The following is a 21991-nucleotide window of genomic DNA, read 5'->3' on the forward strand; positions in this document are numbered from 1 at the left end:
CAACCGGTCGGACGTGCGTGTCGACGCTCTGTTCCCCCAAGTCCGGCATTCCACCGAACGATTGGCGTCCTGATGTCGAACGAGGAGAAGCTGCGCGAGTACCTCAAGCGCGCGATCGCAGACCTTCACGAGACTCGTCAGCAATTGGACGAGACGGAGGCGAAGCAGCGAGAGCCGATCGCGATCGTCTCGATGGCCTGCCGCTTCCCCGGCGGCGTCCGCTCGCCGGAAGAGCTCTGGGAACTGCTGCGCGACGGCGGCGACGCGATCTCCCCCTTCCCCCGCAACCGTGGCTGGGACCTGGACGCGCTCTACCACCCCGACCCGGCCCACCAGGGGACCGCCTACGCCCGCGAGGGCGGATTCCTGCACGAAGCGGGCGAGTTCGACCCCGCCTTCTTCGGGATCTCGCCGCGTGAGGCGCTCGCCATGGACCCCCAGCAGCGACTGCTGCTGGAGACCGCGTGGGAAGCCGTCGAGCGGGCCGGCATCGCCCCGGAATCCCTCGCGGGCAGCCGCACCGGCGTCTTCGTCGGCACCGGCCACGGAGGGTACGACGCCGAAGGGGGCCGCCGCGCCGACGAGGTCGGCGGACACCTGCTGACCGGCAACCACATCAGCATCGCCTCCGGCCGGATCTCCTACGTCCTGGGCCTGGAAGGCCCCGCACTGACCGTGGACACGGCCTGCTCCTCGTCGCTGGTCGCCCTGCACCTGGCCGCGCACGCGCTGCGGCGCGGCGAGTGCGCCATGGCCCTGGTGGGCGGCGCGACCGTGATGTCCACGCCGCAGATGTTCGTGGAGTTCTCCCGGCAGCGCGGCCTGGCCCCCGACGGCCGCTGCAAGCCGTTCGCGGCGGCCGCCGACGGGACGGGCTGGAGCGAGGGCGTCGGCCTGCTGCTCGTCGAGCGGCTCAGTGACGCCGTGCGCCACGGCCATCCCGTACTCGCCGTACTGAAGGGCTCGGCCGTCAACCAGGACGGCGCGTCCAACGGCCTGACCGCCCCCAACGGCCCCTCGCAACAACGCGTCATCCGCCAGGCGCTGACCGGCGCGGGCCTCGCCGCCCCGGACATCGACGCCGTGGAGGCGCACGGCACCGGCACCACCCTCGGCGACCCCGTCGAGGCGCACGCCCTGCTGGCCACGTACGGGCAGCAGCGTCCCGCGGACCGGCCCGTGCTGATCGGCGCCATGAAGTCCAACATCGGGCACACCCAGGCCGCCGCCGGTATCGCGGGCGTGATGAAAATGGTCCTGGCGATGCGGCACGGGCAACTGCCCAAGACCCTGCACCTGGACGACCCCACCGGGCACGTCGACTGGAGCGAGGGCAACGCCAGGCTCCTCACGGAGCCCGAGCCCTGGCCGAGCACCGGTCGGCCCCGCCGCGCCGCCGTCTCCTCCTTCGGCATCAGCGGCACCAACGCCCACGTCATCCTGGAACAGGCGCCCGCCCACGAGACCGAGCCGGCCCCCGAGCCGGCCCCCGAGCCGGCCCCCGAACCGGCCGCCCGGCCGGGCGCGCTGCCCTGGATCCTGTCCGCCCGCACCGAAGCGGCCCTGCGCGCCCAGGCCGAACGCCTCGGCCGCCACATACGGGACCGTGCCGACCTCGAACCGGCCGCCGTCGCGCACGCCCTCGTGGACACCCGGACCCTCATGGAACACCGCGCGGTGGTCGTCGCGGACGACCGGGAGGCGTTCCTGCGGGGCCTGGACGCGCTGGCCGCGGGCCGTAGCGCCCCCGGGCTGGTCAGCGGCGTCGCGGCCAGAACGACCAGCGCGTTCCTCTTCGCCGGTCAGGGCTCCCAGCGCGCCGGCATGGGGCGCGAACTGCACGCCGCGTACCCCGAGTTCGCCGCCGCCTTCGACGCGGTGTGCGCCGAGCTCGACCCGCACCTGGACCGGCCGCTGCGCGACGTCGTCTTCGCCGACGAAGGCAGCGCCGAGGCCGCCCTGCTCGACCGGACCGCCTACACCCAGGCCGCCCTCTTCGCCCTGGAGACCGCCCTGTTCCGGCTCGTCGAATCCTGGGGCGTGGCACCCCGGTTCGTCGCCGGCCACTCCATCGGCGAAATCACCGCCGCCCACGTCAGCGGCGTGCTGACCCTCCAGGACGCCGCGCGGCTGGTCGCCGCGCGCGGCACCCTCATGCAGGCGCTGCCCGAAGGCGGCGCCATGGTGGCGATCCAGGCCACCGAGGAGGAGATCCGCGACCGGCTCGCGGGCCACGAGGACCACGTCGCCCTCGCGGCCGCCAACGGGCCCGACTCCACCGTCATTTCGGGCGACGAACAGGCCGTGACCGAGATCGTGGCGCACTGGGAGGCGCAGGGCCGCCGCACCAAGCGGCTGCGGGTCAGCCACGCCTTCCACTCCCCGCACATGGACGGCATGCTGGAGGACTTCCGGCGCGTCGCCCGCGGGCTGACCTTCCATGCCCCCCGCATCCCCGTGGTGTCCACGGTGACCGGCGCGCTCGCCACCGATGAGGAACTGCGCTCACCCGACTACTGGGTCGGTCAGGTCCGCGAAGCGGTCCGCTTCTGCGCCGCGGTGCGCACCCTCGAAGCCGAGGGCGTCACCACCTTCGTGGAGATCGGCCCCGGCGGCGTCCTCACCCCCATGGTCCAGGACTGTCTGACCACCCTCGACGAGCCCGTTCCCCCGGTCCTGGTCTCCCTCCTGCGGACCGGCCGCCCCGAAGCACCCGCCCTCACCGAAGGCGTCGCCACCGCCTTCGCGCACGGCACCCGCGTCGACTGGACCGCCTGCCTGGACACCCGGGGCGCCCCTCGCGCGGCACTGCCCACCTACGCCTTCCAACGCCAGTGGTACTGGCTGGACCCGGCCGAACACGACGCGGGGCAGGCGGCCGCCGGCGAGGCGGGCGAGGCGGGATTCTGGGCGGCCGTCGAACGCGAGGACCTCCAGGAGTTGTCGGCCGTCCTGGCCATCGACGGCAGCGATGCGGACTCCCTCGGCAGCCTCCTGCCCACCCTCTCCTCCTGGCGCAAGCAGCGCAGAACACAGGCGGCCGCGGACCGCTTCAGCTACCGCACCCACTGGACCCCGCGCCCCGCCGCCGACGGGCCCGCCGCCCAGGGGCATTGGCTCGTCGTCCTGCCCGACGGCCGCACCGACGACCCCTGGACCGTCCGCCTCCTGGACGCCCTGCGCGAGCAGGGCCTGGGCACCGACGTACGGGAACTGCCCGGCACCGACGAACCCGGCGACACCTTCACCCGGCCCGACACCCCCGTCGACGGCGTGCTCTCCCTGCTGGCCCTCGACGAGCGACCCCACCCGGACCTGCCCTCCGTGCCACGCGGCCTGGCCGCCACCACCACGCTGATGCGCGCCCTGGAGACCGCCGGAATCCAGGCACCGCTGTGGTGCCTGACCCGCGGCGCCGTGGCCGTCGACCGGCACGAGGAACTCAGCAGCCCCGTACAGGCCCAGACATGGGGCCTGGGCCGGGTGGCCGCGCTGGAGTCCCCGCAGAGCTGGGGCGGGCTCGTCGACCTCCCCGAGAACCTGGACGGCCGGGCCGTCTCCGCGCTGCTGAGCGCCCTCGCCTCCGAGGAGGACCAGGTCGCGATCCGCCCGGCCGGGGCCTTCGCCCGCCGCCTGGAGCGGATCACACCCGGCGGCTCCGACCCCCGGTGGAGCACCCACGGCACCGTCCTGGTCACCGGCGGCACCGGCGCCCTCGGCGCGCACCTCGCCCACTGGCTGGCCGACGCCGGAGCCCAGCACCTCGTGCTCACCGGCCGCCGCGGCCCGCAGGCCCCCGGCGCACCGGAACTCGCGGCCGCACTCACCGACCGGGGCGTCGAGGTCACCCTCGCCGCCTGCGATGCCGCCGACCGCGATGCCCTGGCGGCCGTCCTCGCGGACATCCCGCCGCACCTGCCGCTGACCGGCGTCTTCCACGCCGCGGGCGTGCTGGACGACGGCGTGCTGGACGCGCTCACCCCCGAGCGCTTCGAGACCGTACTGCGCCCCAAGGCACGGGCCGCGCGGAACCTGCACGAACTCACCCAGGACCTGGACCTGGACCACTTCGTGCTGTTCTCCTCGATCGTCGGCGTCCTGGGCAACGCCGGACAGGCCAACTACGCCGCCGCCAACGCCTACCTGGACGCCCTCGCCGAACACCGTCACCGGCGGGGACTCCCGGCCACCTCCGTGTCCTGGGGCCCCTGGGCGGGCCAGGGCATGGCCACGGACAGCGACGCCGCCGACCGGATGAGCCGCGACGGACTGCTGCCCATGGCCGCCGCCCCCGCGCTCGCCGCCCTGCATCAGGCCCTCGACCAGGGCATGACGCACCTGACCGTGGCCGACATCGACTGGAGTGCCTACGCCCCCGCCCTGACCGCCGTCCGCCCCAGCCCCCTCATCGGCGACCTGCCCGAGGCGCGCCGCGCACTCGGCCCCGCAGGCGGCCCACGCCGGGAACGCTCCCCCCTGCGCGACCGGATCGGAGCACTGCCGCCCGCCGAACAGCAGCAGGCACTCCTGACCATGGTCAGGGAAGAGGCCGCGCACGTCCTCGGACACCCCTCACCGGACACCGTGGACGCCCAACGCGCCTTCCGCGAGCAGGGATTCGACTCGCTGATGGCGGTCGATCTGCGCAACCGGCTCTCCGTCGCGACGGGCCTGCAACTGCCCGCCACCCTGCTGTTCGACCACCCCACCGCCGTCGCGGTCGCCGGCTACCTGCGCTCGGAAGTCCTGGGCGCGGCCGGGCCCGCCACCGTCGTACGGGCATCGGCCGCCGCCCTCGACGAACCGGTGGCGATCGTCGGCATGGCCTGCCGCTTCCCCGGCGGCGTGAACTCACCCGAGGCCCTGTGGCGGCTGCTGGCCGAGGGCGGCGACGCCATCACCCCCATGCCCACCGACCGGGGCTGGGACCTGGACCGGATCTACCACCCCGACCCCGACCACCAGGGCACCAGCTACGCCCGCGGCGGCGGCTTCCTCGACGGCGTGGCCGGCTTCGACGCCGACTTCTTCGGCATCTCGCCGCGCGAGGCCCTCGCCATGGACCCGCAGCAGCGGCTGCTCCTGGAGACCACCTGGGAGGTGCTCGAACAGGCAGGTATCGACCCGGAGTCCCTGCGCGGCAGCGCAACCGGCGTCTTCGCGGGCACCAACACCCAGGACTACGGCACGGTCCTGGACACCGCACAGGACGAAGCAAGCGGACACCGGCTCACCGGCAACGCGATGAGCGTCGTCTCGGGCCGGGTCTCCTACACCTTCGGCTTCGAGGGCCCGGCGGTCACCGTCGACACGGCGTGCTCCTCCTCGCTGGTGGCCCTGCACATGGCGGCGCAGTCGCTGCGCCAGGGCGAGTGCTCACTGGCGGTCGCGGGCGGCGTCACGGTGATGTCCACGCCGTCCTCCTTCGTGGAGTTCGCCCGACAGCGCGGGCTGGCCCCCGACGGCCGCTGCAAGCCGTTCGCGGCGGCCGCCGACGGAACCGGCTGGAGCGAGGGCGTCGGCCTGCTGCTGGTGGAGCGGCTCAGCGACGCCCGCCGCAACGGCCACCAGGTGCTCGCCGTCGTCCGCGGCTCGGCCGTCAACCAGGACGGCGCGTCCAACGGCCTGAGCGCCCCCAGCGGCCCGTCCCAGCAGCGGGTGATCCGCCAGGCCCTGGCCAACGCCCAGCTGTCCGCCTCCGAGGTCGACGCCGTGGAAGCACACGGTACGGGCACCACGCTCGGCGACCCGATCGAGGCCCAGGCGCTGCTGGCCACCTACGGACAGGAGCGGCCGCAGGACCGCCCGTTGCTGCTGGGCGCGGTGAAGTCCAACCTCGGGCACACCCAGGCCGCCGCCGGTGTGGCGGGCGTGATGAAGGTGGTGCTGGCGATGCACCACGGCATGCTGCCGCGCACCCTGCACGTCGACGAACCCACCGGACACGTCGACTGGACCGCGGGCGCGGTCGAGCTGCTCACCGAGAACACGGACTGGCCCCGGACCGGCCACCCGCGACGCGCCGCCGTCTCCGCGTTCGGCATCAGCGGCACCAACGCACACGTGGTCCTGGAACTGCCCTCGGCCACCGAACCCGAAGCGCCCGCCACCGTCCCCGACGGAACGTCCACCGCGCCCGACGGGCCGGCACCGCTGCTGCTCTCCGCCAAGAGCGCGAGCGCCCTGCGCGCCCAGGCGGCCCGGCTGCGTTCCCGCCTCGACCACGAGCCCGCGCCCCGGCTCACGGACGTCGCCTACACGCTGACGACGCGCCGCACGGCCCTGGCCCACCGCGCGGCCGTCCGCGCCCACGACCACGACGCAGCCCTGCGGGCCCTGACCGCACTGGCCGCGGGCGAGGCCGACCCCGCCGTGGACACGGGCACGGCCCACACCGGCCGGGACGCCGTCCTCTTCTCCGGCCAGGGCGCACAACGCATCGGCATGGGACGGGAGTTGTACGGCCGCTATCCGGTCTTCGCGGAGGCGTTCGACGCGGTGTGTGCCGGTCTGGACGAGCACCTGGACCGCCCCCTGCGGGACGTGGTCTGGGGCGAGGACGCGGAGGCGCTGAACCGGACGGTCCACGCCCAGGCCGGGCTGTTCGCCGTCGAGGTGGCCCTGTTCCGGCTCGTGGAGTCCTGGGGGGTCAGGCCCCAGTACGTGGCCGGACACTCCGTCGGCGAGATCGCCGCCGCGCACGTTGCCGGGGTGTTCTCGCTGGCCGACGCCTGCACGCTGGTGGCGGCGCGCGGGCGGCTCATGCAGGCCCTGCCCGCCGGCGGCGCGATGGCCGCGATCCGGGCCACCGAGGAGGAGGTGCGCCCGCGCCTGACCGAGGACGTCGCGATCGCCGCCGTGAACGGCCCCCAGGCCACGGTGGTCTCCGGCACCGAGGCCGCCGTGCACGCGCTCGCCGCGCACTTCGAGGCCGAGGGCCGCAAGACGACCCGGCTCCGCGTCTCGCACGCCTTCCACTCGCCCCTGATGGACCCGATGCTGGCCGACTTCCGAGCCGTCGCCGAGGGCCTGTCCTACGGTGAGCCGGAGCTGACCGTCGTATCGAACGTCACCGGCGAACTCGCCACCCCGGACCAGCTGCGCACCCCCGAGTACTGGGTGACCCACGTCCGCGCGGCGGTACGGTTCGCCGACGGGATCCGCGCCCTGTGCGCGCAGGGCGTGACGCGCTTCCTGGAGCTGGGCCCCGACGGCACGCTCTCGGCCATGGCGCGCGAGTCGCTGCCGGACGGCGACGCCGCCGGCCGGAGCGCTCCCGAGGAGACCGTCCTCGTCCCCGCCCTGCGCCGGGACCGCCCCGAGGAGGCGACCCTCCTCGCGGCCCTGACCCACCTGCATGTGCACGGCGCCGAGATCGACTGGGCCGCGTTCCTCGCCGGCCGGGACGCCCGCGCCCTCGACCTGCCGACGTACGCCTTCCAGCACCAGCGGTTCTGGCCGACCCCCGACCGCACCCGTACCGGCGACATCGGCGCCGTCGGTCTCGAAGCGGCCGGGCACCCCCTGCTGAGCGCCGCCGTGGAACTGCCCGACGGCGACGGTGTGCTGTTCACCACGCGCCTGTCGCTCGCCACCCACCCTTGGCTGGCCGGGCACGTCGTCATGGGCTCGGTCCTGCTGCCGGGCACGGCATTCGTCGAACTCGCGGTCCGCGCCGCGGACGAGGCGGGCTGCGACCGCGTCGACGAGCTGACCCTGACCGCCCCGCTCGTCCTGCCCGAGCACGGCGGCGTGCAGCTCCAACTGCGCGTGGGCCCCGCCGACGAGGCGGGCCGCCGCACCTTCAGCGCGCGCTCCAGGACGGAGGGCGACGGCGACCGCCCGTGGGTGCAGCACGCCACCGGCGTACTCGCCACCGGCCCGCAGCCGACTGCCGCCGCCTCCGCCTTCGACTCCGACTTCGCCTCGGCGCCCTGGCCGCCTGCCGATGCCGAGCCCGTCGATCTGACCGACTTCTACCCGCGCCTGGCCGACCGTGGATTCGACTACGGCCCGCACTTCCAGGGCCTGCGCACCGCATGGCGCCGAGGCGACGAGGTCTTCGCCGAGGTCGCCCTGCCCGCCGTGGCCGAGGGCGACGCGCCTGCCTACGGCCTGCACCCGGCGCTGCTGGACGCGGCCCTGCACGTCGTCACCTTCAACGGAATCGACGAGCAGGTCGTGCCCTTCTCCTGGGAGGGCGTCGCGCTGCACGCCTCCGGCGCCGCGGCGGTCCGGGTCCGGGTCACCCGGCACAGCGGCGACACGGTGTCCGTGGACGTCGCCGACACCTCGGGCGGCCCCGTCGCCTCCATCGGCGCACTCGTCCTGCGGGCGGTCTCCGCGCACCAGTGGGAGAGCGCCCCGAACCTGGTCGGCCGCGACGCGCTGTTCCGCCTCCAGTGGAACCCCGTACGCCTGGCCCCGGCCACGGCCACGGAGACCGTCGCCGCGATCGGCTTCCCCGCGGGCTCCACGGCCGAGTGGTGCGCGGACCTGGTCGAGTACCACGCGGACCTGGACTCGCTGGCCGCATCCGGCCGTGCGACCGGCACGGTGCTGGTGCCGGTGACGGCCGATTCCGCCGGCACGGTGGAGTCCGTCCATGCTGCGGCAGCGGGGGCGCTGGAGGTGATCCAGTCCTGGTTGGCCGATGACCGGTTCGCCTCTTCGCGTCTGGTGTTCGTGACGCGCGGTGCGGTGTCCGGTGCGGATCTCGCGGGTGCAGCGGTGTGGGGTCTGGTGCGGTCGGCGCAGTCGGAGCATCCGGGCCGTTTCGGGCTGGTGGATGTCGAGGGCGACGCCGACGTGGCGTTACTGCCACGGGTGGTGGTGTCGGAGGAGCCGCAGCTGTTGCTGCGTGGCAGGGAGGTGCTTGCTGCGCGGTTGGCCCGGGTGGTTCGGCGGGACGCTCCCGGGGCCGGTGCCGGGGGCGTGTGGGATCCGTCGGGCACGGTTTTGATCACTGGTGGTACCGGTGGCCTGGGTCGTACTGTCGCCCGGCATCTGGTGGCCGAGCACGGGGTGCGGCGTCTGCTGCTGGTGAGCCGGCGTGGCCCGGCCGCGGAAGGTGTCGGGGAGTTCGTCGCCGAACTTGCACAGCATGGCGCGGACGCTGTGGTCGAGGCGTGCGATGTGACGGACGCGGCGGTCGTGGCCGATCTGGTTGCTCGTCATGCGCCGACGGCTGTGGTGCATACGGCCGGTGTGCTGGATGACGGTGTGGTGGAGTCGCTGACTCCGGAGCGGCTGGCGGCGGTGTTGCGTCCGAAGGTGGACGCGGCCTGGCATCTGCACGAGGCGACCAGGAATGCCGGTCTGGATGCTTTCGTGGTGTTCTCGTCCGTGGCGGGCACGATCGGCAGTTCCGGTCAGGCCAATTACGCGGCGGGCAATGCTTTCCTGGACGCGTTGGCGCAGCACCGTCATGCGGCGGGTCTGCCGGCGGTCTCGCTGGCGTGGGGTCCGTGGTCGCAGGACAGCGGCATGACCGGCACCCTCACCGAGGCCGACCTCCAGCGCATCGCCCGCCAGGGCATGCCACCGCTGTCCGCCGAGGAAGGCCTGGCCCTCTTCGACGCCGCACTGGCGACCGGCGACCCGCAACTGCTGCCCGTGCGCTTCGACCTGGCGGCGTTACGCGAGCAGGAGGAGGTTCTTCCCCTGTTGCGTGGCCTGATCAGGTCCCGCGCCCGGCGTTCGGTGGCCTCAGGCTCGGCCGTGGTCGCCGGCCTGGTGGGACGCCTGAGCGGACTGGGCACGGTGGAACGCCGCGAGGTGCTCCTGGACCTGGTGCGCGCCCAGATCGCGGTAGTCCTGGGTCACGCGAGCCCGGAGACGGTCGACCCGGACCGGTCCTTCCATGACCTCGGCTTCGACTCCCTGACCGCGGTCGAGCTGCGTAATCGGCTCAACAAGGCGACGGACATGCGTCTTTCGCCCACCGCGGTCTTCGACTACCCCACGGCGGGCACGCTGGTCGACTTCCTGCTGGACGAGCTGCTCGGCGCGGAGGAGGCGGCCGAGCTGCCGGCGCGGGTGCCGTCACCGGCGGGGGCGGCCGACGACCCGGTGGTGATCGTCGGCATGAGCTGCCGCTTCCCGGGCGGCGTCGCCTCGCCCGACGACCTGTGGCGGCTGGTGTCCGAGGGCGTGGACGCGGTGTCCGACTTCCCCACCGATCGCGGCTGGGACGTGGAGACCCTCTACAACCCGGACCCCGAGGCCATCGGTACCTCGTACGCCCGCTCCGGTGGATTCCTCCACGAGGCGCCGGAGTTCGACCCCGAGTTCTTCGGGATGAGCCCCCGGGAAGCGCTGGCGACGGACTCGCAGCAGCGGCTGCTGCTGGAGACGACCTGGGAGGCCATCGAGCGGACGGGTATCGATCCGGCGTCGCTGCGCGGCAGCCGGACCGGTGTCTTCGCGGGCGTGATGTACACCGATTACGAAGACCTCCTCGTCGGCGACCAGTTCGAGGGCTACCGCAGCAACGGCAGCGCGGCCAGCATCGCCTCGGGTCGGGTGTCGTACACCTTCGGTTTCGAGGGTCCGGCGGTGACAGTGGACACGGCGTGTTCGTCGTCGCTGGTGGCGTTGCATCTGGCGGCCCAGGCGCTGCGCCTGGGCGAGTGCTCGCTGGCGGTCGCGGGCGGTGTGACGGTGATGTCCACACCGACGACGTTCGTGGAGTTCTCCCGCCAGCGCGGATTGGCGGCGGACGGGCGCTGCAAGGCGTTCGCGGATGCGGCCGACGGTGTCGGCTGGGGCGAGGGCGTCGGCATGCTCGTGCTGGAGCGCCTGTCGGACGCGCGCCGCAACGGGCACCGGGTCCTGGCGACCGTGCGGGGCAGTGCGGTGAATCAGGACGGTGCGTCGAATGGGTTGACGGCGCCGAACGGTCCCTCGCAGCAGCGGGTGATCCGGCAGGCGTTGGCGAGTGCGGGGTTGTCGGCGGCGGATGTGGACGCGGTGGAGGCGCACGGTACCGGCACGGCGCTGGGTGACCCCATCGAGGCGCAGGCGCTGCTGGCCACCTACGGGCAGGAGCGGCCGCAGGACCGTCCGCTGCTGTTGGGATCGGTGAAGTCCAACATCGGTCATGCGCAGGCGGCGTCGGGTGTCGCGGGTGTCATCAAGATGGTGCTGGCGATGCGGCACGGTGTGCTTCCGCGGACGCTGCATGTCGATGCGCCGTCGGCGCACGTGGACTGGAGTGCCGGTGCCGTCGAGCTGCTGAGCACTGCGGCCGAGTGGCCTCAGGGGAGCGGGCCGCGGCGTGCGGGTGTCTCCTCCTTCGGCATCAGCGGTACGAACGCGCACGTGATCCTGGAACAGCCCGAACCGGACGCCGCAGACACCGCACCGGACACCCCGGTGACCGAGCCCGGCGCGCTGGCGTGGGTGCTCTCCGGCAGGAACGAGGCCGCGCTGCGCGGCCAGGCGGCACGCCTGCTGCCCCTCGTCGCCGGCCGCGACGCCCGTTCCGCGCGGGACATCGGCCACTCACTGGTGACTGGACGGTCGAGCTTCCCCCACCGTGCGGTGGTGTGGGGTCAGGACCGCGACGCACTCGTGCTGGCCCTGTCCGCGCTCGCGGTGGGCGAGGCCGACGCCGGTCTGGTGGACGGCCCGTCCGGTGCGGGAAAGACGGCCTTCTTGTTCTCGGGTCAGGGGTCTCAACGACTCGGCATGGGACGGGAGTTGTACGGCCGCTATCCGGTCTTCGCGGAGGCGTTCGACGCGGTGTGTGCCGGCTTGGAAGAGCACCTGGACCGCCCCCTGCGGGACGTGGTCTGGGGCGAGGACGCGGAGGCGCTGAACCGGACCGCGTATGCCCAGGCCGGGTTGTTCGCGATCGAGGTGGCGCTGTACCGGTTGGCGGAGTCGTGGGGCGTGCGCGCCGACTTCGTGACGGGGCATTCGATCGGTGAAATCGCCGCGGCGCATGTGGCGGGTGTCTTCTCCCTTCCGGATGCCTGCGCGCTGGTCGCGACCCGTGGCCGGCTGATGCAGCAACTTCCCGTCGGCGGTGCGATGGTGGCGATCCGGGCAACGGAGGAGGAGGTCCTTCCGCAGCTGACGCCGGAGGTGTCGATCGCGGCGGTCAACGGTCCGTCGTCGGTGGTGGTCTCCGGTGTCGAGGACGCGGTGCTCGCCGTCGCGGCGCACTTCGAGGCCGAGGGCCGCAAGACGACCCGGCTACGCGTCTCGCACGCCTTCCACTCGCCCCTCATGGAACCGATGCTGGCCGACTTCCGCGCGGTGGTGGCTCGGCTGTCCTTCGGCACCCCGACGATCCCCGTCGTGTCGAACCTGACGGGCCGGCTCGCCGAGCCCGAACAGCTGGGCCAGGCCGACTACTGGGTCCGGCACGTCCGCGAGGCCGTGCGCTTCGCGGACGGGATACGGACCCTGCACGCAGAGGGGGTGACGCGCTTCCTCGAACTCGGCCCGGACGGTGTGCTGTCGGCGCTGGCACAGGAGTCGCTACCGGACGACGCCGTACTCGCCCCCGTATTGCGCAAGGACCGGCCCGAGGAGATGGCCCTGCTGGGCGCCCTGGCGCAGCTGTACGTCCGGGGCGCGAGCGTGGACTGGGCGGCGTTGTACGCCGGTACGGGTGCGCGGCGGGTGGATCTGCCGACGTACGCGTTCCAGCGCGAGCGGTTCTGGCCGTCGGGCGGGGCGGTGCGCTTGGGCGATGTGCGGTCCGCGGGCCTGGACTCGGCCGGGCATCCGATGCTGGGTGCCGCGGTCCAACTGGCGGGCTCGGGCGGCCTGTTGTTCGCGGGGCGGTTGTCGGTGTCCTCGCATCCGTGGCTGGCGGATCATGTCGTGCAGGGGTCCGTGCTGGTGCCCGGCACGGCGCTGGTGGAACTGGTGCTGCGGGCGGCCGACGAGGTCGGCTGTGACCTGCTGGAGGAACTGACGTTGGCCGCGCCGCTGGTCCTGCCCACGTCGGGCAGCGGTGTGCAGGTGCAGGTGTGGCTGGGGGAGCCGGATGGTGCGGGTCGCCGCTCGGCGTCGGTACATGCGCGTGCGGCCGAGGGCCCCTGGACGCTGCACGCCAGCGGTGCGGTGACCACGGGGGCCGAAGCGGCCTCCTTCGATGTCGCCGTATGGCCTCCGAAGCACGCGGAGCCGTGGGAAGTGGCGGACTGCTACGAGGAACTCGCCGACGCCGGACTCACCTACGGCCCGGTGTTCCAGGGCCTGCGAGCGGCCTGGAAGCTCGGCGACGACATCTACGCCGAGGTGCGGCTCCCGGAGGGCACGGACGGCGACGGCTACGGTCTGCACCCCGCGCTCTTCGACGCCGCTCTGCACGCGGCGGCACTGGGCGGCGTGGAAGCGGGCGGCGTCCCCTTCGCGTGGTCCGGAGTGTCCCTGCACGCCTCCGGAGCCTCCCACCTCCGCGTCCGCATCCGCGCCGAGGGCAACGGCATGTCGGTCGCGATCGCGGACACCTCCGGTGCGCCGGTCGCCTCCGTGGAGTCGCTGGTGGTGCGTCCGCTCTCGGCCGGGCAGTTGCAGGCCGCCGACCGTGACGCCCTCTTCACGGTCGACTGGGTCCCGATCCCGCTCACGGACGAGCGCGTCGAGCTCGGCACCGGTCCGGAGGGCGAGCCGTTGCGGACCTTCGCGGATCTGGCGTCCCTGACGGGGGCGGCCATGCCCGGGACGGTCCTGGTGTCGCCGCCCGCCGGCGCCGCCGACACGGTGGAGTCCGTACACGTCGCGACCGCCTGGGCGCTGGAGATGGTGCAGTCCTGGTTGGCCGATGAGCGGTTCGCCTCTTCGCGTCTGGTGTTCGTGACGCGGGGGGCGGTGTCCGGTGCGGATCTGGCTGCCGCTGCTGTCCGGGGTCTGGTGCGGTCGGCGCAGTCGGAGAATCCGGGTCGTTTCGGCCTGGTGGACCTGGATGGTGACGTCGAGGTGGCCGTGCTGGCGCAGGGGCTCGCGACGGACGAGCCGGAGTTGTTGGTGCGCGGGGGCGAGGTGTTGGCTGCCCGGCTGGCCCGGACCCGGTCCCAGCATGCGATGAGTTGGGATCCGTCGGGCACGGTTTTGATCACTGGTGGTACCGGTGGCCTGGGCCGTACTGTCGCCCGGCATCTGGTGGCCGAGCACGGGGTGCGGCGTCTGCTGCTGGTGAGCCGGCGCGGCCCGGCCGCGGAGGGCGTCGGGGAGTTCGTCGCCGAACTTGCACAGCATGGCGCGGAAGCTGTGGTCGAGGCGTGCGATGTGACGGACGCGGTGGCCGTGGCCGATCTGATTGCTCGTCATGCGCCGACGGCTGTGGTGCATACGGCCGGTGTGCTGGATGACGGTGTGGTGGAGTCGCTGACTCCGGAGCGGCTGGCGGCGGTGTTGCGTCCGAAGGTGGATGCGGCCTGGCATCTGCACGAGGCGACCAAGAACGCGGCCCTGGACGCCTTCGTGGTGTTCTCGTCCGTGGCGGGCACGATCGGCAGTGCCGGTCAGGCCAATTACGCGGCGGGCAATGCTTTCCTGGACGGGTTGGCGCAGCACCGTCATGCGGCGGGTCTGCCGGCGGTATCGCTGGCGTGGGGCCCGTGGTCGCAGGACAGCGGCATGACCGGCACCCTCACCGAAGCCGACCTCCAGCGCATCGCCCGCCAGGGCATGCCACCGCTGTCCACCGAAGAGGGCCTGGCCCTCTTCGACGCCGCGCTCGGAACCACCGAGCCCACGGCCCTCCCCGTCCGCCTGGACCTCGCGGCGCTACGGCAGCAGGGTGACCCCCAGCCGCTGCTGCGCGGCCTGATCCGTACGCGGACCCGCCGCTCCGGCGCCGTCGCGGCATCCGGCATCGTGCAGCGCCTGACCGGGCTGTCCACGGCGGAGCGGCGCGAGGCGCTGCTCGATGTCGTCCGCGCCCAGATCGCGGCGGTCCTGGGCCATGCGAGCCCGGAGACGGTCGACCCGAACCGGGCCTTCCAGGACCTCGGCTTCGACTCCCTGACCGCGATCGAATTCCGCAACCTGCTGGGCAGGGCCACCGGACTGCGGCTCCCGGCGACGACCGTGTTCGACTACCCGACGGCCGACGCCCTGGCGGGCCACCTCCTGGACGAGCTGTTCGACGCGGAGATGCTCGGCACGGAGACCCGGACGCCGGTCCCGGTGTCCGCCCTCCCGTCCCTGACGGACGACCCGGTCGTGATCGTCGGCATGAGCTGCCGTCTACCCGGCGGCGTCGCCTCGCCCGAGGACCTGTGGCGGCTGGTGTCCGACGGCGTGGACGCCGTCTCGGACTTCCCCACCGACCGAGGCTGGGAGATCGAGGACACGGATGACCCCGAGCGGGCGGGCGCCATCGCCACACGCTCCGGTGGCTTCCTCCATGACGCGGCGGAGTTCGACCCCGAGTTCTTCGGGATGAGCCCCCGAGAGGCCCTGACCACCGACGCCCAGCAGCGGCTGCTGCTGGAGACGACCTGGGAGGCGCTGGAGCGCGCCGGTATGGACCCGGCCACCCTGCGCGGCAGCCGTACGGGCGTCTTCGCCGGCGTGATGTACCACGACTACTCGACGCTGCTCTCCGGGCGCGAGTTCGAGGGCTACCAGGGCAGCGGCAGCGCGGGCAGTGTCGCCTCGGGCCGGGTCTCCTACACCTTCGGCTTCGAGGGACCGGCCGTCACGGTCGACACGGCGTGCTCGTCGTCGCTGGTCGCCCTGCACCTGGCTGCGCAGTCGTTGCGCCAGGGCGAATGCTCCCTTGCGCTCGCGGGCGGTGTGACCGTGATGTCCACACCGCTGACCTTCGTGGAGTTCTCCCGCCAGGGCGGGCTCTCCCCGGACGGGCGCTGCAAGGCGTTCGCCGACACCGCCGACGGCGTCGGCTGGGCCGAAGGCGCCGGAATCCTGGTGCTGGAGCGCCTGTCCGACGCCCGCCGCAACGGGCACCGGATCCTGGCGACCGTGCGAGGCAGTGCGGTGAATCAGGACGGTGCGTCGAATGGGTTGACGGCGCCGAACGGCCCCTCGCAGCAGCGGGTGATCCGGCAGGCGTTGGCGAGTGCGGGGTTGTCGGCGGCGGATGTCGACGCGGTGGAGGCGCACGGTACCGGCACGAAGCTGGGCGACCCCATCGAGGCCCAGGCGCTGCTCGCCACCTACGGACAGGAGCGGCCGCAGGACCGCCCGCTGCTGCTGGGTTCGGTGAAGTCCAACATCGGTCATGCGCAGGCGGCCGCCGGTGTCGCGGGTGTCATCAAAATGGTGCTGGCGATGCGGCACGGTGTGCTTCCGCGGACGCTGCATGTCGATGCGCCGTCGGCGCACGTGGACTGGGATGCCGGTGCCGTCGAGCTGCTGGCCTCCGCGGCAGAGTGGCCGCAGGGGAACGGGCCGCGGCGCGCGGGTGTCTCCTCCTTCGGCATCAGCGGTACGAACGCGCACGTGATCCTGGAACAGCCCGAACCGGACGCCGACGCCGCCGAACCGGACACCGCCGAGGACGGCACGACCGGGGCGCCGGTACCGGTGCCGCTCTCGGGCCGGACCGAGTCGGCGCTGCGGGCCCAGGCAGCGCGGCTGCTCTCCCGACTGGACGGTGAGCCGGGTCCGCGGGTCACGGATATCGCCTACTCGCTGGCGACGGGCCGCTCGACGTTCGAGCACCGCGCGGTGCTCCTGGCCGCGGACCGGGAGGACCTGCTGCGCTCGCTGTCCGCCCTGGCCGAGGGCCGCAGCGAGGCGGCCGTCGTGGCGCAGGACCGGGCCCGTTCGGGCAAGCTTGCACTCTTGTTCTCGGGACAGGGGTCTCAACGACTCGGCATGGGACGGGAGTTGTACGACCGCTATCCGGCCTTCGCGGAGGCGTTCGACGCGGTGTGTGCCGGCCTGGACGAGCACCTGGACCGCCCCCTGCGGGACGTGGTCTGGGGCGAGGACCCGGAGCCGCTGAACCGGACCGCGTACACCCAGGCGTCCCTGTTCGCGGTCGAGGTGGCGCTGTTCCGCCTGCTGGAGTCGTGGGGAGTGCGCCCGGACCAGCTGCTGGGACACTCCGTCGGCGAAATCGCCGCGGCGCATGTGGCGGGTGTCTTCTCCCTTCCGGATGCCTGTGCGCTGGTGGCGGCCCGTGGCCGGCTGATGCAGCAACTTCCCGTCGGCGGTGCGATGGTGGCGATCCGGGCGACGGAGGAGGAGGTCCTTCCGCAGCTGACGCCGGAGGTGTCGATCGCGGCGGTGAACGGTCCGTCGTCGGTGGTGGTCTCCGGTGTCGAGGACGCGGTGCTCGCCGTCGCGGCGCACTTCGAGGCCGAGGGCCGTAAGACGACCCGGCTACGCGTCTCGCACGCCTTCCACTCGCCCCTCATGGAACCGATGCTCGCCGACTTCCGCGCCGTCGCCGACGGCATGACGTACGGCGCGCCACGCATCCCCGTGGTCTCGAACGTCACCGGCGAGCCTGCCACCGCGGCACAGCTGTGCTCCGCGGAGTACTGGGTCCGGCACGTCCGCGAGGCCGTACGATTCGCCGACGGGATCGGCGCGCTGGAAGCGCAGGGCGTCTCGGCGTACCTGGAGCTCGGCCCCGACGGCGCCCTCTCCGCGCTCGCCGCGGAGTCCGCCGCGGACGAGTCGGTACTGACCCCCGTCCTGCGCAAGGACCGGCCCGAGGTGTCGGCACTGCTCACGGCGGTGGCACGACTGCACGCCCATGGCGTGCCCGTCGACTGGTCCGCCGTCTTCGCCGGTACGGGTGCGCGGCGGGTGGATCTGCCGACGTACGCGTTCCAGCGCGAGCGGTTCTGGCCGTCGGGCGGGGCGGTGCGCTCGGGCGATGTGCGGTCCGCGGGCCTGGACTCGGCCGGGCATCCGATGCTGGGTGCCGCGGTCCAACTGGCGGGCTCGGGCGGCCTGTTGTTCACCGGACGGCTCTCGGTGTCCTCGCATCCGTGGCTGGCGGACCATGTCGTCCTGGGGTCCGTGCTGGTGCCCGGCACGGCGCTGCTGGAACTGGTGCTGCGGGCGGCCGACGAGGTGGACTGCGGTGTGGTGGAGGAGCTGACGCTTGCTGCGCCGCTGGTGCTGCCTGCCTCGGGCGGCGCGGTCCAGGTGCAGGTGTGGGTGGGCGAGCCCGATGACGAGGGCCGCCGGCCGGTGTCGGTGCACGCGCGTGACGGAGAGGCGCCGTGGACGCTGCATGCCAGTGGCGCCCTGGCCCCGGCCGCCGAGGCGGCGCCGTCGTTCGATGCCGCGGTGTGGCCCCCGCAGGGCGGCGAGCCGCTCGACACGGCGGACTGCTACGAGCGGTTCGCGGATGCGGGGTTCGCTTACGGTCCGGTGTTCCAGGGCCTGCGGGCGGCCTGGAAGGCGGGCGATGACGTCTATGCGGAGGTCGGTCTTCCCGAGGGCACGGACGGCGACGCCTACGGACTGCACCCGGCGCTCTTCGACGCGGCGCTGCACGCGGCGTTACTGGGTGGCGGGGGAGCGGACGAGGGGGGCGTCCCCTTCTCGTGGAGCGGGGTGTCCCTGCACGCGTCCGGTGCCTCCCGAGTGAGGGTCCGCATCCGTCCCACCGAAGACGGCACGTCGATCGCCCTCGCGGACACCACCGGCGCGCCGGTGGCCTCGGTGCGAACCCTGACCGTGCGTCCGATCACCGCCGGGCAGCTGTCGACCGGCGACCGCGATTCCCTGTTCAAGGTCGACTGGACCGGCATCCACCTCACAGGCGAGTCCGCGGACTCCCTCGCCATGCTCGGCAAGGACGCCGGGGGCATCCTCGACGGACTCTCGCTCCGGCCCCACGCGGATCTCGACGACCTCGCGGAGGCAGACGCTCACGACATCGTGCTCGTCCCGCCCGCCACCGGGGCCGCCGGCACGGTGGAGTCCGTCCACACTGCGGCGGTGGGGGCGCTGGAGGTGATCCAGTCCTGGTTGGCCGATGAGCGGTTCGCCTCTTCGCGCCTGGTGTTCGTGACGCGGGGGGCGGTGTCCGGTGCGGATCTGGCTGCCGCTGCTGTCCGGGGTCTGGTGCGGTCGGCGCTGTCGGAGAATCCGGGTCGTTTCGGTCTGGTGGATCTGGATGGTGACGTTGAGGTGGCCGTGCTGGCGCAGGGGCTCGCGATGGACGAGCCGGAGTTGTTGGTGCGCGGGGGCGAGGTGTTGGCTGCCCGGCTGGCCCGGACCCGGTCCCAGCACGCGATGAGTTGGGATCCGTCGGGCACGGTTTTGATCACTGGTGGTACCGGTGGCCTGGGCCGTACTGTCGCCCGGCATCTGGTGACCGAGCACGGGGTGCGGCGTCTGCTGCTGGTGAGCCGGCGCGGCCCGGCCGCGGAAGGTGTCGGGGAGTTCGTCGCCGAACTTGCACAGCATGGCGCGGAAGCTGTGGTCGAGGCGTGCGATGTGACGGACGCGGTGGCCGTGGCCGATCTGATTGCTCGTCATGCGCCGACGGCTGTGGTGCATACGGCCGGTGTGCTGGATGACGGTGTGGTGGAGTCGCTGACTCCGGAGCGGCTGGCGGCGGTGTTGCGCCCGAAGGTGGATGCGGCCTGGCATCTGCACGAGGCGACCAAGAATGCGGGCCTGGACGCCTTTGTGGTGTTCTCGTCCGTGGCAGGTATCTTCGGCAGCGCGGGTCAGGCCAATTATGCGGCGGGCAATGCTTTCCTGGACGCGTTGGCGCAGCACCGTCATGCGGCGGGTCTGCCGGCGGTATCGCTGGCGTGGGGTCCGTGGTCGCAGGACAGCGGCATGACCGGCACCCTCACCGAAGCCGACCTCCAGCGCATGACCCGCTCAGGCATGCCACCGCTGTCCACCGAGGAAGGCCTGGCCCTCTTCGACGCCGCGCTCGGAACCACCGAGCCCACGGCCCTCCCCGTCCGCCTGGACCTCGCGGCGCTGCGGAAGCAGGGCGAGCCCCAGCCGCTGCTGCGCGGCCTGATCCGTACCCCGGGTCGGCGCGCGGCGGCGGTCACGAAGGTCGGCGACGCCGCGGCCGGCTTCGCTCAGCGCCTGGCCGGCCTGTCGGCGGCAGAGGGACGCGAGGTCGTACTGGACGCCGTAGGCGGCCAGGTCGCTGCGGTCCTCGGGCACGCCGGAGGTACGGAGATCGACCAGGACCGCGCCTTCCTGGACCTCGGTTTCGACTCCCTGACCGCGGTCGAACTCCGCAACCGCCTGAGTGACCTCACGGGAGTCCGCCTGCCGGCGACTCTGCTCTTCGACTTCCCGACGCCGGGGGAACTCGTCGACCACCTTCATGCCCGGATCGCACCCGAGCCGTCCTCCGGTCCGGAGGCACTCCTCGGCGAACTCGAAAGGATGGAAAAGACCTTCGGCGGACTCGAGATCACGGAGGAGATCCACGAGCAGATAGCCGGCCGCCTGGAAGTCCTCAGGGCAAAGTGGGACGCCCTGCGGGACACTTCCGCGGCGGCCGGGCACGACGAGTCCCGGTCCGACCAGGACTTCGACTTCGAGTCCGCCTCCGACGAAGAGGTCTTCGACCTCCTCGACAACGAAATCGGCCTCTCCTGACCCGAAGAACCGGCCCGCACCGGTAGCTCCCGTACACCGTCGGGCGACTCGAGCACCGCAACTGGGCGCCGCCGAACAACTCGGCGGCGCCCAGTGCTGCGACGCGGCGGAAGCCCGGCAGGGGAAGACCTCGTAGCACTCGGTCTCGCCCGGACAGCCGGACAGCCTGGACAGTCGGCCGGCCGACGGTAGGCCGTCAGTCGACGAGCAGTGCCGCCCGCAGTCGCTCCAGGTCCTGTTTGCTCAGGCCCAGCCCGTCCCGCAGATAGGCGTCGAAGGTGCCGAAGCGGGCCTTGACCTCGTCGAAGGACGCGTTCAGATACTCGGCCCTGGCCTCCAGGGTCGGCTTGAGACGGGCGGCCGTCCCGGGGGTCTGCTCGGCGAGGGTGGCGGCGTTGCTCGCGGCGAGGTGGTCGTTGGTGGCCAAGTAGTCCCGCATGACCGTGTCGCGGTCCACGCCCAGGGCCGTGAGCAGGGCGGCGGTGGCCCAGCCGGTACGGTCCGTGCCGCCCTGGCAGTGGTAGGCCAGCGCATGGCAGCCGGGGTCGTTGGCGTGACCGAACAGCGAACGGTAGGCGGCGTTCGCGGAGGGTTGGGAGACGAGCCGCCGGTAGGACTCGACCATCGTCCGTTCGGACGCCTCGGCCGTGGCGGGCAGCTCGTTCTCGATGGCCCCGCCGAGGACACCGGCGGCGACGTAGCGCGCGCCCGCGGGCACGCGGTCCGGGGTCTCGGCGCGCTCGCGCGGCGTGCGCAGGTCGAAGTCCGTACGGATGTCCAGGCGCTGGAGCTTGGCCAGGTCGGCGTCGGCGAGCGCGTGCAGGTCGTTGGTGCGGTACAGCACGCCCATCTTCACCCACCGGCCGTCGCCGGTGCGATGGCCGCCGGCGTCGCGGAAGTTGGCGGCGCCCTCAAGATGCAGCGAGCGGTCGGCGAGGGTGAGCGGGTCGCCCTGGTCGGGGACGAGGCGGAACCACTGCCGGTCGGCGGCGGGCAGGCCGCGCACAGTGACGTCGGCTGCGGCGCCACCGTAGGCCACGGCCTTGCCGCCGGCGTAGACGGTGACCGAACGGACACCGGGTGCCTTCCAGGACACGGCGAACGAGCCGTCCTCCTGCCGGGTCACCCTGGCGTCGGTGAACGGAATGCCGTGCGCGGCGCGCGAGGCCTGTGGCGTGCGCCGGATCGCTCCGGCGGGCTCGGTGAGGGGCTCGGCCGAGGCGTGGGGCACGGTGACCGCCACTGCCGATACGGCGGCCACGAACGATATGGCGGAACGGCGGGCGGCCAGGACCGCCGCCGCGGAATGGGAGTCCATGGCGGGACCGTACGCCCGAAATGGCATGGAATTGCCTAGAGTTGACGAGGAGGACCGGGCCCGCTCGGATGGGGGGCGGGCGCGCCGGGAATCCCGCCGTCAGCCGACGGGCGGGTGCGGATGCTCCGGAGAACACCC

Annotated in this window: 2 protein-coding genes; one reads left to right on the forward strand and one right to left on the reverse strand. The window is 73.0% G+C overall.

Annotated elements, in window-relative coordinates:
- Positions 1-72: 72 nt before the first annotated feature.
- The gene (locus ACIGWZ_RS01650; protein ID WP_400059678.1) at positions 73-20535 is read left to right on the forward strand and encodes a type I polyketide synthase; all 20463 of its coding nucleotides are present in this window, start codon (positions 73-75) and stop codon (positions 20533-20535) included.
- Between the two features lie 196 nt (positions 20536-20731).
- Here the strand turns inward: ACIGWZ_RS01650 and ACIGWZ_RS01655 are convergent, their stop codons facing one another.
- Complete coding sequence (locus ACIGWZ_RS01655; protein ID WP_400059680.1) at positions 20732-21853, reverse strand: tyrosine-protein phosphatase; 1122 nt, start codon at positions 21851-21853, stop codon at positions 20732-20734.
- Between the last annotated feature and the right edge of the window lie 138 nt (positions 21854-21991).

This window comes from Streptomyces sp. NPDC053427, from assembly GCF_044544985.1.
Classification (GTDB): Bacteria; Actinomycetota; Actinomycetes; order Streptomycetales; family Streptomycetaceae; genus Streptomyces.

Excerpts from the sequence above, each read along its gene's own strand:
- ACIGWZ_RS01650 (WP_400059678.1), top strand. The coding sequence starts at position 73 with ATGTCGAACGAGGAGAAGCTGCGCGAGTACCTCAAGCGCGCGATCGCA.
- ACIGWZ_RS01655 (WP_400059680.1), bottom strand. The coding sequence starts at position 21,853 with ATGGACTCCCATTCCGCGGCGGCGGTCCTGGCCGCCCGCCGTTCCGCC.